Origin of the sequence: Bradyrhizobium sp. B025, assembly GCF_042257955.1 — a bacterium.
Taxonomy (GTDB): Bacteria; Pseudomonadota; Alphaproteobacteria; order Rhizobiales; family Xanthobacteraceae; genus Bradyrhizobium; species Bradyrhizobium diazoefficiens.
This window is the reverse complement of the sequence record NZ_CP170150.1, coordinates 4,797,986-4,812,711: the sequence shown is the minus strand read 5'-3', so window position 1 is coordinate 4,812,711 and position 14,726 is coordinate 4,797,986. Positions and strand designations below refer to the sequence as shown.

Here is a 14,726-nt window from a genome sequence, read left to right as displayed (position 1 = left end):
ATCGCCGGCCCGGAGGACGCCATGCAGCAGCAGAGCGCTGAAAACATCGATCTTGCCGGCCTCGTCGCCGATCTCAACAGCCTGTTGCGGCTGAAGACCACGGTGATCGGCATGAAGCTGTTCGCACGCGCCGCGGACATGGAAGCGATCCCGAAAATCCGGCGGCCGAACGCGATCCACACCACCGACCAGGTCGTCAGCATGGCCGCGCGTCTGGGGTGGACCGTCGGCATCACCGCCGACGATCTCGTAGGTAGCCAGTGCCGCGCGGTGATTGGCCTTAGCCCCCAGGACGACAAATGGCTCGCCGGCGAAAATTACGTCGGGGTCTGGCACGGCACGGCGGAGGACACGCGCAAGCGCCAGGAGGCGCTGGACGTGGTGCCGTTCGGGCACTATCAGGCGCTCGCGGTCAGCCCGCTCGCCAGCGGCCGGCTCGATCCGCCCGACATCTGCCTCGTCTATGCGACGCCCGGGCAGATGATCATCCTGATCAACGGGCTGCAATATACCGGCTACAAGAAGTTCGAATGGGGCGTGGTCGGGGAGACCGCTTGCGCGGATTCGTGGGGGCGGGCGCTCAAGACCGGGGAGCCCAGCCTGTCCTTGCCATGCTATGCCGAACGGCGCTATGGCGGCGTGCCGGACGAGGAGATGCTGATGGCCCTGAAGCCCTCGCATCTCGCCAAGGCGATCCTGGGCATGAAGGCGCTGGCGAAGAACGGCCTTCGCTATCCGATTCCGCCCTATGGCATTCAAAGCGACGTCCGTGCCGGCATGGGCGTGAGTTACGCGAAAAAGTAAAGGCCAGTCATGAGCTCTGCGAAATTCGACATCGTCGTCTACGGTGCGACCGGTTTCACCGGCCAGCTCGTCGCCGAATATCTGGCGGCGCACTACAAAGACGACAAGGCGCTGAAATGGGCGATGGCGGGCCGCAGCCTCGACAAGCTGAAATCGGTGCGCGAGGCGATCGGCGCGCCCGCGGATACGCCGCTGATCGTGGCAGATGCGTCCGATGCCGCCTCGCTGAAGGCAATGGTCGCGCAGACCAAGTCGGTGATCACGACGGTCGGTCCGTATCAAATCTATGGCGAAGAGCTGCTCGCGGCCTGCGTCGCTGGCGGCACGGATTACTTCGACCTCTGCGGCGAGCCCGTCTGGATGCGGCAGATGATCGACAAGTACGAGGCGGCGGCCAAGGCGAGCGGCGCGCGCATCGTGTTTTCCTGCGGCTATGATTCCGTGCCGTTCGAGCTCGGTACGTTCTTCGTCCAGGAGGAAGCCAAGCGCGTGTTCGGCGCAGCGGCTGCGCGCGTGAAGGGCCGCGTGCGCGACATGCGCGGGACGCTGTCGGGTGGCACCGCGGCGAGTGCGAAAGCGACCTTCGATGCTGTCGCGAAAGATCTCAGCCTTGTCGCCATTCTCAACGACCACTTCGCGCTGACGCCCGGGTTTGCCGGACCAAAGCAGCCGAAAGGCAACAAGGCGGCGTTCGAGGAGGATCTGCAATCCTGGGCCGCGCCGTTCATGATGGCGCTGATCAACACGCGCAACGTCCATCGCTCCAACATGCTGATGGGATTCCCTTACGGCCAGGAGTTCGTCTACGACGAGATGGTGTTGACCGGTCCCGGCGAGAAGGGCGAGGCCAATGCGAAGCGCGTCATGGCCGTCAACGCCGAAAAGACCGGTCCGAAGGCGCCGAAACCGGGTGAGGGGCCGTCGAAGGAAGAGCGGGAGAACGGTCTGTTCAATCTGCTCTATGTCGCGATCGCGCCTGACGGCCGCATGGTCCGCGCCGGCGTCACCGGCGACCGCGATCCCGGCTACGGCTCGACGTCCAAGATGATCTCGGAATGTGCGATCTGCATGCTGCGCGACACGCCGGACGTCGCTGCCGGCTTCTGGACCCCGGGCGCGGCGATGCAGCACAGGCTGATCAAGCGGCTGCAGGACCACGCTGGGCTGACGTTCGAGGTGGAGGGATAGGGCCGCATCACAGACGCTGTCATGCCCCGCGAAGGCGGGGCATCCAGTACGCCGCGGCTTCTCCGTATCTTATCGCTGTCTCTGGAATACTGGATCGCCCGCCTTCTGTTTAGCCCGGAGACATGACTGACGGGTGTTCGGGGACATGGTTGACACGTCAAAATCGGCTCGATTCGTCAAACAAGGGGGCGAGCGATGCCGTGGCGCGAGGTGTCTGTCATGGATCAACGGCGAGAGTTTGTGATGCTTGCCAAGCAGGAGGGAGTGAACCGGCGGAAGCTGTGCCGGCAGTTCGGCATCAGCGCCCAGACCGGCTACAAGTGGATCCAGCGGTACGAAGCGGGCGATGCGACGTTGGCAGACCGGTCGCGACGACCTCATCACAGTCCGGAGCGTACAGCTGCTGCGACCGAGCAGCAGATTGTCGAGCTGCGAGATGCGCACCCGGCCTGGGGTGCGCGCAAGCTCGCGCATCGCCTGAAGCGCAATCGGCAAGCCACTCCCGCGATATCGACCGTGCACGAAATTTTACGCCGTTACGATCGTGTGAAGGAGCCCGCGGGCACGCCTGGACAGCCCTATACCCGCTTTGAGAAGGATGCGCCCAACCAGCTTTGGCAAATGGACTTCAAGGGGCACAGTGCGCTGGAGAACGGCGTGTCTTGTCATCCACTGACGACGCTAGACGATCACTCGCGCTTTTCCTTATGCCTGGCAGCCTGTGACAACGAACGAGGCTCGACGGTACGAGGACATCTTGAGGCGACGTTCCATCGCTACGGACTGCCGGATGCGATGTTCGTCGACAATGGCGGCCCCTGGGGCTTCACCCTTGAAGACCCCTGGACCACGCTGACGGTGTGGCTTCTCAAGCTCGGCGTCCGCACGATCCACAGCCGGCCCTATCATCCCCAGAGCCGAGGCAAGAACGAACGGTTCCATCGCAGCCTGAAGGCCGAGGTTCTCGCCTTCAAGCGCTACCGGGACCTTGCCGATGTCCAGCGGGCATTTGACCAATGGCGAGCCGTCTACAATCTAGATCGGCCGCACGAGGCATTGGGCTTCGATGTGCCCGCAAGCCGTTATCGACCAAGCCAGCGCCTCATGCCGGATCGCCTTCCAACGGTGGAGTACGACGAGGGCGAGATCGTCCGTTCCGTCTCCACCACGAAGGCCTATGTCAGCTTCAAGGGACGGCTCTGGAAAGTCCCGCAAGCCTTCCGTGGTGAGAAACTCGCCATTCGTCAGCTCAGTGCTGAGGGAAAGTTCGGAATATTCTTTGCCGCTCACCAGATCGAAACGATCGATCTACGTAACCCCAAAAGTGTCAACCATCTCCCCGAACAGGTGTAAGCTATGTGCCCGGGCTGAACACTTCGCGGGCGATGACACCGTGTTCGGCGCTACACCGCCCGCGCATCATACGCGTACATGAACTCCATGCTCTTCGAGCCCAGCGGCAACAGCCATTTCAGCATCTGATTGCGCATCCACGCGCCGGTGGCGCTGAACTCGCGCTTGCTGTTGCCGTTGCGGCGGGCCATGGCGACGATCTTTTCCGTGCGCGGGCGGCGCTCGGCTTCGAAGGCCTGGAAGGTGGTGCCGAGCTCCTGTCCGTCCTGCATCAGGCGCGCGAGCCGCATCGCGTCCTCCAGCGCGAGCGAGGCGCCCTGGCCGGCATGGGGGCTGGTCGCATGCGCGGCGTCGCCGATCAGCAGCGAGCGCTTGCGCGACCAGGTCGGCAAGGTCGCGACATCGAGCGTGTCGGTGACCACGATGTTCTCGGCCGCCTCGATGATGTCGGGGATCGGATCGTGCCAGCCGCGATGGAAGCCGCGCAGATGCTGCTTCAGTGTCGCCGCATCGAGCGCGCGGAACATCGCCGCGTCCATGCCGTGCGCGGGCTGCGTGCTCCACCACATCACGCCGTCGTTCGGATCCGGGCTGCAATAGCCGTAGCCGAAGAAGCCGCTCTGGCCGAACGTGGTCTCGACGTGCCGGCCGATCGGCCTGCCGTCGAGCACGGCGTGCGGCACGAAGCCGCCGAAGCCGATCAGGCCGGTGTCGAAGGGCCGAGGTCCGTCCGGCACCACCTGGCGTCGCGTGATTGAATGCACGCCGTCTGCGCCGATCAGGAAGTCGCCTTCGGCGGTGGTGCCGTCGGCAAAGTAGGCGATGATCGGCTGGTCGCCGCGGTCCTCGATCTTGATCAGGCGCTTCTCGAAATAGAGCGAGACGCAGGCGCACCAGGCCTTGTCGATCAGCATCTCGTTCAGCGTGGCGCGGCAGACGTTCACCGCGGGCTGGCCGAAGCGGCGCTGCATGTCGCGGTTGATCGAGCCGAGCTTTCGGCCTTCCTGCGAATAGAAGTCGAAGGCCTCTGCGACCGAGCCGCGGCTGATCAGCTCGTTCGAAAGCCCGATCTCGTCCATCACATGCATGCCGTTCGGCGCGATCTGAAGGCCGCCGCCGATGCCCTTCGAATAGGGCCAGGCCTCGTAGATCGCGGACTCGATGCCGGCGCGGCGGAGCAGGATGGCGGCGACGGGCCCGGCGATGCCGGCGCCGATGATCAGGGCCTTGCGGGGACGGTTGGACATGGCTTGCTCCCGACGTTTCCGTGGTGCTAGGAGAAATTACGGTCGCTAAATCTCTTAGTGACTAAGATATATATCGACTAAGATATGAGGTCGGCCTTGTCAAGGACGAAGGCGCGCGCGGCGCTGTTGCAGGAGCTCGAGGAGGCGATGCGCCGGTCGTCCGCGCAGGGCGTGCTTTATGGCCAGACCGTTGCGAACGTTGCCGGAATTGCCAATTCCGACCTCGAATGCATGGACATCCTCTATCTCGAGGGACGCGTCACCGCGGGCCGGCTCGCCGAGGTGACAGGCCTCACGACGGGCGCCATCACCGGCGTGATCGACCGGCTCGAGAAGGCTGGCCTCGTGCGCCGCGAACGGGACGAGAAAGACCGCCGCAAGGTCTTCATCGCGGTCGTGCCGGAGGCGGCGATGAAGATCGGCCAGTTCTACGTGCCGATGCAGCAGGCGATGGAGAAGGTCTTCGGCGCCTATTCCGACGAGGAGCTGCGTCTTCTGCTGCGCTTCGCGACGGAGGGCTACAAGGGCGTGCTTGCCGCCACTGAAGCGCTGAAGAGCCTTCTCGACACGCCGCCGGAGAAGCGTCCCGATCTCAAGCTGAAGAAGCTTCGTCGCCAGCCCTAGTCTTGTAGGCCTGCGCGGCTGCGATCATGCCCCACATCGCGCCCAGCATCATCCAGAAGTGCCGCCAGTGGTCGGTGTCGATCACGAAGCTTTCGCCGACTGTGCCGACGAAGGCTGAAAACACGGCGAGATAGGCGCGCTGCCAGGGCACGCGGACGAAGATGTGCCGGAAGCCCGTGATCACCGTGGTGAAGACCAGCGCGGGATAGCACACGCCGGACAGCCAGCCGCCCGACATGAAGGCGTTGAGATAGGAGTTGTGGGTGTCCTCGGGGAAGAAGCGGTGGAATTGCAGGGGGCCGATCCCGAATGGCAGGTCGAGCGCCATCTCCGCACCCAGGATGTGCCGGCCGAACCGGCCGAAGCGGCCTTCGTCATAGCTCTGGTCGAAGCTGGCGCGCTGCTTGAACATCTCGGCGGTGGAATCGAACGACAGCAGCACCGCGATCAGCGCAACGCCCAGCACCGCGGCGACGATCGCCATGACGACGATGCGCGAGCGCTGCGCGTTGGTGCGGCTGGTCAGCACCATCAGCGCCAGCATGAAGGCTGAGGTCAGCACCAGCCCGCCCCAGGCGGCGCGGGAGAAGGCAAGCAGGATGGCCAGCGACATGATGCCGAAGGCGATGACGTTGCGGAAGGCCTTAGCCAGCTTGTCCGAGACCACGCTCTGGAGCGCGAACAGCGCCGGCAGGATCAGGAAGGCGCCGAGCACGTTCGGGTCCTTGAACGTGCCGCGCGCGCGTCCGTAGAGCGTGAGGAGGTCGTCTCCGCCGGGAATCAGGTGGAAGTAGCCGGCGACCGCCGACAGCGAGGCAATCATCGCGCCGACCACGAGGCCGCGGCGGAGCATATCGAGCCGGGCCGCGGTGTCCTCGGACGTGATCGTGGCGAAGAACACCACGGTCACCGCCATGTACCAGGAGGTTGCGATCCAGCTCACCACCTCGGGCTGATCGAACAGCGGGATCGCGCTGATGGTGTAGCCGACATTGAGCAGGACCAGCATCAGCAGCAGCGGCATCAGCGCGAGTCGCAGGCGCAGGCCGGTGGCGAAGAAGGTGACGGTGGCGAGCAGCGTCACGATCTCGTAGGGGCTGGGTTCGATGAAGACGATGGCGCCGGAGGCGCCGACCAGCCACACCAGCGCGCGCTGGAGGGCCAGCACGCCGGGCGCAGCGCGAACGGCTGCATTCATCTCCCCGGCTGTTGCCGCATACGCCATCACACGCTCACGCTACTCGTACACACAACTTCCGCCGTCATGCCCCGCCTAGTGCGCGCTTGCGCACGGGGGCGGGGCATCCAGTACTCCGCGCCGTCAGTGGCGACGTTCGCCGCCGGCGTTTACTGGATCGCCCGGTCAAGCCGGGCGATGACAGCGCGTTCTTGACGCAAACAACTCAATACGCGTTCTCGTTCTTGGTCAGCAGCGAGATCGGCGTCTTCAGGAGAATGACGAGGTCGAACAGCACCGACCAGTTCTCGATGTAGTAGAGGTCGAACTCGACGCGCTTCTGGATCTTCTCTTCATTGTCGATCTCGCCGCGCCAGCCGTTGATCTGGGCCCAGCCTGAAATGCCGGGCTTGACGCGGTGGCGGGCGAAATAGCCGTCGACGGCCTCGTCGAACAGGCGGCTCTGGAGCTTGCCCTGCACCGCATGCGGGCGCGGGCCGACCAGGGAGAGGTTGCCGGAGAAGACCACGTTGAAGAGCTGCGGCAGCTCGTCGAGGCTGGTCTTGCGGATGAAGCGGCCGACGCGGGTTACGCGTGGATCGTTCTTGGTCACGACCTTCGAGGCCGTCGGATCCGCCTGGTGATGGTACATCGAGCGGAACTTGTAGACGTCGATGCGCTCGTTGTTGAAGCCGAAGCGCTTCTGGCGGAACAGCACCGGGCCGGGGCTGTCGAGCTTCACCGCCAGCGCCACCAGTCCCATCACCGGCAGGGCTGCGAGCAGCGCGAGGCCGCCGACGACACGGTCGAACAGCCATTTCATCACGAGGTCCCAGTCGGTGATCGGCGCCTCGAACACGTCGAGCGTCGGCACTTCGCCGAGATAGGAATAGGAGCGCGGACGGAAGCGCAGCTTGTTGGTGTGGGCGGACAGGCGGATGTCGACCGGCAGCACCCAGAGCTTCTTCAGCATCTCCAGGATGCGCGTTTCCGCCGAGATCGGCAGCGCGAACAGCACGAGATCGACGCGGGTGCGGCGGGCGAACTCGACGATATCGTCGACCTTGCCGAGCTTGCGCGCGCCGGCGCAGGTGTCCAGCGCCCGGCTGTCGTTGCGGTCGTCGAACACGCCGAGCACGTGGATGTCGGAATCGTCCTGCGCCTTCAGTGCCTCCACCAGTTGCTCGCCGTTACTGTCGGAGCCGACGATGATGGTCCGGCGGTCGAGCCGGCCCTCGCGCCCCCAGGCGCGCACCAGCGAGCGCAGCACCAGGCGCTCGGCGATGAGCGCTGCGAGCCCGATGAAGTAGAAGGCGGCAAGCCACAGCCGCGATATTTCGCTGCCGAACTTGGCGAAGAAGGAGATGCCGATGAAGAGCAGGAAAACGAATGACCAGGACGAGATCATCCGCGTCATCTGCCGGAGCTGTCCGCGGAACAGCTGCACCTGGTAGATGTCGGCGGCCTGGAAGCAGACCACGGCGGCGACCGCGACGGCGAGGATCTCCGCCGGATATACCCAGCTGAAGCCGGAAAGCGGCATGACGTAGCCGACATAGACCGCGATGCCGACGAGGCTCAGCAGCGCGAAGTCGGCAAGGCGTACGATGCCGGTGATCACGATCGGCGAATAGGCGCGGGCGACCTTCTGGTTGACGACGTCGAGTGCAGCGGGCGAGAGCCGGCGGCGGCGCTCCACAAAGGGCTGGTCAGCCGGCTTGGCCGCGGCACTGGTCGCGGCATCGAGCATCGAGCGTGCGTTGAGCGGTTCCACGGGCGTCCACGTCCATTCCAAAAACCCGTGGCGCAGCCTTGCACCCCGGGCGAGCATCCCCCGGCACCTCGATTATCGGACAAATCGGAAGAATCTCTAAAGCGACCTTAAGGGTGGTTAATGATTGGCAAATGCGTCGCGATAGCCCGCGATCACGCCGTCAACCATCGCCTGCTGGGAAAAATGCGCGGAGATGCGCTCGCGCAGGGAGGATGCGCGCTGCGCTGTCGCCTGCGGATCGTCGAGTGCGGCCGCAATCGCTTCCGCCATCGCCTCGGCGTTGCTTGCCGCGAACAGGGCCGGGCTCTCCGTGCCGAAGATCTCCGGAATGCCGCCGACGCGCGCGGCGATCATGGGAATGCCGGCCGCGCCCGCCTCGATCACCACATAGGGCATGGAATCGCCGCGCGAGGGAACGACCAGCAGCCGCCCTTTGGAGAAGCCGTAGCGTGCCTTGACGTGGCCGATGAAGCGGATCGCGCCGGAGAGACCGAGCCTCTCGACCTGCGCCTTCAGCGCTGCCGTCTCCTCGCCGTCGCCGCCGAGCGTGAGGGTGACTTTCTTGCCGCCTTCGTGCAGGCGCGCCACGGCATCGACCAGCAGATCCGCGCCCTTGATGTGCCTGAACTCGCCGACATAACAGAGGTCGGTGGCATCCTCGGTGGTGACAACAGGCTCGAATTCCTCCGGCGTCACGCCATTGAAGACGCAATGCACCACGCCCTTGGGTGTGCCGACGATGCGCTGATAGGTGTCGCGGGCAAACGCGCTCTCGAACAGGAACAGGTCCGTCGAGTCCATCAGCGAGCGTTCGAGCCGCGCATAGAACTCGCCCTTCAACGTGTTGAGCGGATAGTGCAGCGAGCCGCCATGGGGCGTGTAGATGCGGATGGTGTCATCGGAGCGCCGCCGCATGCGAATGAACGCGCCGGCCTTGGCGCCGTGGCCGTGCATGACATCGGGCTTGAGCTCCGCGATCAGGCGCCGCATCCGAAGCCACACCAGGACATCGTCCGGGGACGGCTCGCGGCGGATCGCCATGCGGTGCACGCCGAGCTTCAGTCGCGGCGCGAGCTCGGCCAGCGCCTTGTCGGCGCGCTCGCCGCCGGTGAGGCGGTCGGCGAGAATCCCGACATGGTGGCCGCGATCGACCTGGCCGTTGGCGACGTCGAGGATGTGGCGGAAGATGCCGCCCACGGGGGCGCGCACGGCGTGCAGGATGCGAAGCGGCCGGTCGGGAGAGGGGGGCATGATCTGAACCAGCGCTCGACGGCGAATGCCGAACAATTTCCGAAATATCGAGACGGATTAAGAGGCCTCGTGGTTAACAAACGGTGACGGGCGCGCGTGTGCCCATCGCGGGATTAACGCGATTAACCCAGCGGCAACCTTAATGGAGTGTAATCGCCCCGGTTGAGGTAGCTTGGTGGCGTTGCCCTGCGGGAGTGTTCGATGCGTTTAGCGTTCTGGCGTGCCGGCAAGGACAAGGCGGTGGTCGAGCGGGCTGTTTCGAAGTCCAAAGCCGAAGCCAAGCCCGAAGCCACGCCCAACGTCGAAGCAAGGCCTGCGCCTGCTGTCACCAGGCAGGCGTCCGGTGAATCCGGCGACATCGATCTGCACGCGCTCGGTGGCGCGCTCGCCCGCAAGCGCGGCTGGATCATCGTGCCGACGGTGCTGGCGCTGGTCGCGTCCGTCGCCGCCGTCAATCTCGTGACGCCGCGCTACAAGTCCGAGTCGCGCATCCTGATCGATGGTCGCGAGAACGTATTCCTGCGTCCGAGCAGCGACCGCAGCACCGAGGAGCGGCAGGCGCTCGACCCCGAGGCTGTCACCAGCCAGGTACAGCTCGTGCTGTCGCGCGATCTCGCGCGCGAGATCATCAAGAAGAACAAGCTTGCGGAACGGCCCGAATTCGATCCGGTGCTGCAAGGCATTTCGCCGCTGAAGTCGCTTGCGGCACTGGTCGGCATCGGCCGCGATCCGTTCTCGATGACGCCGGAAGAGCGGGTGCTCGACGCCTATTACGATCGCCTCCAGGCCTATGCCGTCGACAAGTCGCGCGTGATCGTGATCGAATTCCAGTCGGCTGATCCGGATCTCGCCGTACGCGTCGCCAATTCGATCGCCGACGGCTATCTCGTGCTTCAGCAGAATGCGCGCCAGGACCAGGCGCGCAATGCCAGCCAATGGCTCGCGGGCGAGATCGAGAATCTGCGCAAGAAGGTTTCCGACGCCGAAGCGAAGGTCGAGGACTTCCGCTCCAAGTCGTCGCTGTTCGTCGGGACCAACAACACGACGCTGTCGAACCAGCAGATGGGCGAGGTCAATACCCAGCTCAACAACGCGCGCTCGATGAGGGCCGATGCGGAATCCAAGGCGCGGCTGATCAAGGAGATGCTCCAGAGCGGCAAGCCGATCGAGGCGTCCGAGGTGGTGAACTCCGAATTGATGCGGCGGCTGTCCGAGCAGCGGGTCACGTTGCGGGCGCAGCTCGCTGAACAGTCGTCCACGCTGCTCGGCAATCACCCGCGGATCAAGGAGCTGAAGGCGCAGCTCGGCGACCTCGACAACCAGATTCGCGACGAAGCGGCCAAGATCTCCCGCTCGCTCGAAAGCGATGCGCGCATCGCCGGTGGCCGGGTCGACGGCCTGACCACGAGCCTCGAGCAGCTCAAGAAGCAGGCGACCTCGACCAACGGCCAGGACGTCCAGCTCCGCGCGCTCGAGCGCGAGGCCAAGGCGCAGCGCGACCTGCTGGAAACGTATCTTGGCAAGTACCGCGAAGCGAGCACCCGTGAGAGCATCGATACGGCGCCGGCGGAAGGCCGCATCATTTCGCGCGCCGTCGTCTCGAACACGCCGGCCTATCCGAAGAAGCTTCCGATCGTGCTGATCGCAACCATCGCGACGTTGCTGCTCTCGTCCGGTGTCGTCGTCACCGGCGAGCTATTGCGCCAGACCGCGCCGCGCGCGGCGGCTGTCTTTGCTCCGGCGCAGCCGCAGGCACAGGCGGCGGTTCGTCAAGAACCATTCGTCCGGCCGATGGTCGAGCCGGTGGTCGAACCGGTCATGGACGAGCCCGCGCCGCTTCAGCCGGAGATGACGGCCGATGCCGATGTCACCGAGTTTGCCGAGATCGAGCATCTGGCCGACAGGCTGCGCGCCGCGGCGGCAAAGAAGATCACGGTGCTCGGCACCGCGCCAGGCGAAGCCGTCACGCTGTCGGCGCTGACGCTGGCCCGGCACCTGGCGCGCGATGCGCGGGTGGTCGTGGTCGATCTCGCCGCATCCTCGCCGACGATTGCCGCGGTGTCCGTCGATGCCTCGGCGCCCGGCCTTGCCGAGCTGATGCAGGGCGAAGCCTCGTTCGCGCAGGTGATCACCCGGGACAAGCTGTCGCGGCTGCATCTGGTCATGGCCGGCCGTCCCGGCTTCGACCGCAGCCTGCTGCAATCGCCGCGCGTGACGCTCGCGATCGACGCCTTGCTTCGCGCCTACGACCACGTGCTGCTCGACGCCGGCAGCGCCTCCGACCTGCCGGCAGAATTGCTGACCGCCAATGCCCGCGCCGTCGTGGTGCCCGATGCGTCAATGGAGCCGGATGCGCGCAGGCTGATGAGCGAGCAGCTCAAGGCCGTCGGCTTCAGCGAGGTGACGATGCTGAGCAGGCCGGTCCAGCCGTCGGATGCACGCGAGACGGGACCGCGCGTGGTCGCGGCTTAGTAGATTTTACCCTCTCCCCGTGTGGGCCCCGTGTGGGAGAGGGTGGCTTCGCGAAAGCGAAGCCGGGTGAGACGGGTGAAGGGTCTCTCTCCACGAGTTCGGAATCGTAGGGTGGGCAAAGGCGCACTTGCGCCGTGCCCACCACCTTTCAACGATTGCGGCAGAGGTGGTGGGCACGCTTCGCTTTGCCCACCCTACGTTACTACGAAGTCTACCCGAACGCTCGCCGTAGCCGCTGCGCCAGATCGAACAGCATCTGGTTCTGCTTCACCAGCCGCTTGCCGTGGCTGAGCGAGGACATCGCCATCGCCGCAAGCTTGCCGCGCGAGGTCAGCGGCACGAAGCTGTCAAAGATGTCCTCGTCGTCCTTGCAGAACATCCGCTTGTAGTCGTCCGAGCCGATGCCGAGGTCGAGCGAGCGGTAGCCGCGCTCGGCGTAGCGGTCGATGATGTAGCGCATCAGGATCAGGCCCGGGCTGTAGCGGGCGTGCTCGGACATGGTGTAGGTGTTGAACATCATCGAGAAGCGCTGGCCGTCGGCGACGCCGGCGAAGATCGCGATCACCTCGTCGTCGCATTCGAGCGCGTGGATGTCGATGACACGGCCGTCGCCGCGCGGCGACAGGCAGGCGCTGCGGACGAACTGTTCGACGCCCGGCTCGGCGAAGACGTTGGGCAGTTTCTGTTCGGCCATCCGCACCGGCTTGACGCGGAAGAACCAGTCGAGCAGGCGGGTGACGTCGGCGTCGTTGGTGGCGAGGTGATAACGATAGCCGGCGAGCGCCTGGAGCTTCTTCTCCTTGCTCTTGAGGCGGCGGCGGAAGGAGTTGCTGATCCGCGACGCGGGCGGGCCGCCCGGCTCCATCACCAGCAGCGGGCAGCCGTTGATCGCACTCTGCCGCGGGAGAGCCGCGAACGGGTTCTGCTGATCGTTCCAGCGCAGCGGCTGCTGCGTCAGCGAGAGCACGTCGACATGCTCGCGCAGCGGCGCGAGCAGTGCGTCGAGATCGGCGGCGACGGCCTGTGCCGCGAACTCGGCGTTCCACAGTCCCATGTTGAAGGTCGTATGCTTGCCGCCCATGAAGCAGGCCGTGCGCACCCCGTGGCCTTGGCGCAGCGAGAGCGGCAGCAGCAGGACCGGTGCATGTTCGGCGTCGCGGGCGATCACGATGAAGGGGCGCGCGCCCTCGCAGCCGCCGACCAGCCGCTGCCAGGGGCTAAGCAGGTCGAAGCGCTGGTAGGGCGTGAAGAGGTGGCCGCTCTCCTCGAGGGCGCGCCAGACCGGCTCGGCCTGATCGAGATCGGTGACGATATCGACCTGCGCGATACGGCTCGCTTTCGACCGCGCTGGCGCTTCTGCCGTCCGGCTTTGCATCGCCGCAGCCATGGTCATTCGCGAAACCTGTCGAGAAATCAAAAATATGCGTAATTCGGCCTGTGGCCGACCTTTGCAAAGAAATGTCAACAAAGGGTAATGACAATAGGCGAGGGAACGGGCCGCCGGCGAGCGCGAAGGTGGGATATTGGCATCCGACGACAGATGGCTGGAACGGCTGCGCCATGAGCTGACCTGGTTCACCGGCCAGGCCGCGCTGCGCAGTCGTGGAGCTGGCGCCATCCTGCGCTTTCAGCACGTGCGGCCGCGGCGGCGCGGCGGATTTCAGCCGCTGCGCGAGAACGAGATCACGCCGCAATTCCTCGACCGTGCCATTCGGGCGCTGAAGCGCTGGAAGTACGACATCCTCGGCATGGACGAGGTTTGCCGGCGTGCAGTGACGCTGCCGGAGAAGCGGCGCTTCGCGGCGCTCACCTTCGACGGCGCCAGCAAAGATCTGATCACGTTCGCCTACCCGGTGCTGGCCCGCCACGCCGTGCCGTTCACGATCTATGTGCCCACCGCGTTTCCCGACGGGGTCGGAGAGGCCTGGTGGCTCGGGCTCGAGCAGGTGATCGCGCGCGAGAGCCGCATCAGCCTGATGATGGGCGAGAAGGAGCAGCGTTTCACAGTCACTGATAATGCCGAGAAGCAGGCGCTGTTCTCGCATCTCGAGATCTGGCTGCGTTCGCTGCCGCCGGCGGATGTGTCGGCTGCGATCGCCGATCTCTGCACGCGCTACCGGATCGATCTGGCTGCGCTCTCGCGCGAAGCGTCGATGGATTGGGAGGATCTGGCGAAGCTCGCGGCCGATCCGCTCGTCACGATTGGCAGCGCGACCGTGAACTATCCCGTTCTCGCCAACATGAAGGATAGTGCGGCGCTGCGTGAGATGACGATGGGCAAGGTGGTTGCGGAAGCGGCCTTCCACCGCGAGATCAGGCATCTCGCTTTTCCGTTCGGCGATCGCGCCTCGTTCCGGCGCAGCCACGTGGTGATGGCGGAGGAGGCGGGCTTTACCAGCGCGGTGTCGGCGATACCAGGAATCGTGGATGCGGAAGGGCGAACCAATCTGCGCGCGCTGCCGCGCATTTCCTGGGATGGCCGGGTGCGCTCGTTGCGCATGCTGCGCGTGCTGGCGTCGGGTGTCGCCTTTGCGCCGGTGAAACCGACCGGCCGCGCGACGTAGGAGCGTTACGTAGAAGCGTTAGGTGGGCTTGGCGCGATCAGGCCGCTGCATCCAGCTCACGATCGGCATCGCCGGCAGCACCCAGCCCATGCCGACCACCACGTAGTAGATCGCCTGCCGCCAGCCGGATTCGGCGATCCACGGCATCTGCGCCGCCGCCATGCCGAGCAGGGCCCAGACGGTAGCCAGCACCAGGAGCAGGATGGCGCCGAGGAACTTGCGGGTGCGGATCGTCATGACGGAATGTCGCGGTCTCTTGCGTAACTTGCGCT

At 65.2% G+C, this 14,726-nt stretch carries 12 protein-coding genes; 6 read left to right on the top strand and 6 right to left on the bottom strand.

The features are described from left to right. The first annotated feature begins 21 nt into the window (after positions 1–21). From ACE10W_RS22290 to ACE10W_RS22280, 3 genes are all read left to right on the top strand, one after another. A complete protein-coding gene (locus tag ACE10W_RS22290; protein ID WP_375761966.1) occupies positions 22–804 on the top strand; it encodes a DUF169 domain-containing protein in 783 nt (260 codons plus the stop codon). A gap of 9 nt (positions 805–813) precedes the next feature. Next, positions 814–1,992: a trans-acting enoyl reductase family protein gene (locus ACE10W_RS22285; protein WP_011087741.1), complete on the top strand. Its 1,179-nt coding sequence runs from the start codon at positions 814–816 to the stop codon at positions 1,990–1,992. Between the two features lie 195 nt (positions 1,993–2,187). Then, entirely contained in the window at positions 2,188–3,345 is a 1,158-nt protein-coding gene (locus tag ACE10W_RS22280; protein ID WP_110116441.1) for an IS481 family transposase, read from the top strand. Positions 3,346–3,395: 50 nt separating this feature from the next. Here the strand turns inward: ACE10W_RS22280 and ACE10W_RS22275 are convergent, their stop codons facing one another. Then, positions 3,396–4,592, bottom strand: a complete 1,197-nt coding sequence (locus tag ACE10W_RS22275; RefSeq protein WP_060912454.1) for an FAD-dependent monooxygenase — start codon at positions 4,590–4,592, stop codon at positions 3,396–3,398. 147 nt (positions 4,593–4,739) lie between these two features. Here ACE10W_RS22275 and ACE10W_RS22270 point away from each other — a divergent pair, with 147 nt between their 5' ends. After that, on the top strand, positions 4,740–5,216 hold the full coding sequence (locus ACE10W_RS22270) for a MarR family winged helix-turn-helix transcriptional regulator (RefSeq protein WP_049832408.1): 477 nt from the start codon (positions 4,740–4,742) through the stop codon (positions 5,214–5,216). Here the strand turns inward: ACE10W_RS22270 and ACE10W_RS22265 are convergent. The 3 genes from ACE10W_RS22265 to ACE10W_RS22255 all read right to left on the bottom strand — a co-directional run bounded on the left by ACE10W_RS22265 (position 5,185) and on the right by ACE10W_RS22255 (position 9,418). Further along, positions 5,185–6,441 carry an O-antigen ligase family protein gene (locus tag ACE10W_RS22265; protein ID WP_375761965.1) on the bottom strand — a complete coding sequence of 419 codons (1,257 nt, stop codon included), beginning with the start codon at positions 6,439–6,441 and terminating at the stop codon, positions 5,185–5,187. The genes ACE10W_RS22270 and ACE10W_RS22265 overlap by 32 nt on opposite strands. A gap of 178 nt (positions 6,442–6,619) precedes the next feature. Further along, positions 6,620–8,167: an undecaprenyl-phosphate glucose phosphotransferase gene (locus ACE10W_RS22260; RefSeq protein ID WP_028171667.1), complete on the bottom strand. Its 1,548-nt coding sequence runs from the start codon at positions 8,165–8,167 to the stop codon at positions 6,620–6,622. A 117-nt stretch (positions 8,168–8,284) separates the two neighbouring features. Beyond that, entirely contained in the window at positions 8,285–9,418 is a 1,134-nt protein-coding gene (locus tag ACE10W_RS22255) for a glycosyltransferase family 4 protein (RefSeq protein ID WP_028171668.1), read from the bottom strand. A gap of 201 nt (positions 9,419–9,619) precedes the next feature. Here ACE10W_RS22255 and ACE10W_RS22250 point away from each other — a divergent pair, with 201 nt between their 5' ends. Next, positions 9,620–11,890 (top strand): GumC family protein, encoded by a 2,271-nt coding sequence (locus ACE10W_RS22250; protein ID WP_375761964.1) that lies wholly within the window; start codon positions 9,620–9,622, stop codon positions 11,888–11,890. Positions 11,891–12,101: 211 nt separating this feature from the next. Here ACE10W_RS22250 and ACE10W_RS22245 read toward each other — a convergent pair whose 3' ends face one another. Continuing rightward, a complete protein-coding gene (locus tag ACE10W_RS22245) occupies positions 12,102–13,283 on the bottom strand; it encodes a GNAT family N-acetyltransferase (RefSeq protein WP_028171670.1) in 1,182 nt (393 codons plus the stop codon). A 130-nt stretch (positions 13,284–13,413) separates the two neighbouring features. On the opposite strand from ACE10W_RS22245, the gene ACE10W_RS22240 reads away from it, so the two are divergent. Next, positions 13,414–14,454 carry a polysaccharide deacetylase family protein gene (locus tag ACE10W_RS22240; protein WP_161534752.1) on the top strand — a complete coding sequence of 347 codons (1,041 nt, stop codon included), beginning with the start codon at positions 13,414–13,416 and terminating at the stop codon, positions 14,452–14,454. Positions 14,455–14,472: 18 nt separating this feature from the next. Here ACE10W_RS22240 and ACE10W_RS22235 read toward each other — a convergent pair whose 3' ends face one another. After that, complete coding sequence (locus ACE10W_RS22235; protein ID WP_011087732.1) at positions 14,473–14,691, bottom strand: DUF2842 domain-containing protein; 219 nt, start codon at positions 14,689–14,691, stop codon at positions 14,473–14,475. Between the last annotated feature and the right edge of the window lie 35 nt (positions 14,692–14,726).

What these genes read in the sequence shown, in the direction of transcription:
- ACE10W_RS22270 (WP_049832408.1), top strand. Translation starts at nt 4,740, where the DNA reads ATGCGCCGGTCGTCCGCGCAGGGCGTGCTTTATGGCCAGACCGTTGCG.
- ACE10W_RS22235 (WP_011087732.1), bottom strand. Translation starts at nt 14,691, where the DNA reads ATGACGATCCGCACCCGCAAGTTCCTCGGCGCCATCCTGCTCCTGGTG.
- ACE10W_RS22285 (WP_011087741.1), top strand. Translation starts at nt 814, where the DNA reads ATGAGCTCTGCGAAATTCGACATCGTCGTCTACGGTGCGACCGGTTTC.
- ACE10W_RS22245 (WP_028171670.1), bottom strand. Translation starts at nt 13,283, where the DNA reads ATGACCATGGCTGCGGCGATGCAAAGCCGGACGGCAGAAGCGCCAGCG.
- ACE10W_RS22265 (WP_375761965.1), bottom strand. Translation starts at nt 6,441, where the DNA reads ATGGCGTATGCGGCAACAGCCGGGGAGATGAATGCAGCCGTTCGCGCT.
- ACE10W_RS22255 (WP_028171668.1), bottom strand. Translation starts at nt 9,418, where the DNA reads ATGCCCCCCTCTCCCGACCGGCCGCTTCGCATCCTGCACGCCGTGCGC.
- ACE10W_RS22275 (WP_060912454.1), bottom strand. Translation starts at nt 4,592, where the DNA reads ATGTCCAACCGTCCCCGCAAGGCCCTGATCATCGGCGCCGGCATCGCC.
- ACE10W_RS22250 (WP_375761964.1), top strand. Translation starts at nt 9,620, where the DNA reads ATGCGTTTAGCGTTCTGGCGTGCCGGCAAGGACAAGGCGGTGGTCGAG.
- ACE10W_RS22290 (WP_375761966.1), top strand. Translation starts at nt 22, where the DNA reads ATGCAGCAGCAGAGCGCTGAAAACATCGATCTTGCCGGCCTCGTCGCC.
- ACE10W_RS22280 (WP_110116441.1), top strand. Translation starts at nt 2,188, where the DNA reads ATGCCGTGGCGCGAGGTGTCTGTCATGGATCAACGGCGAGAGTTTGTG.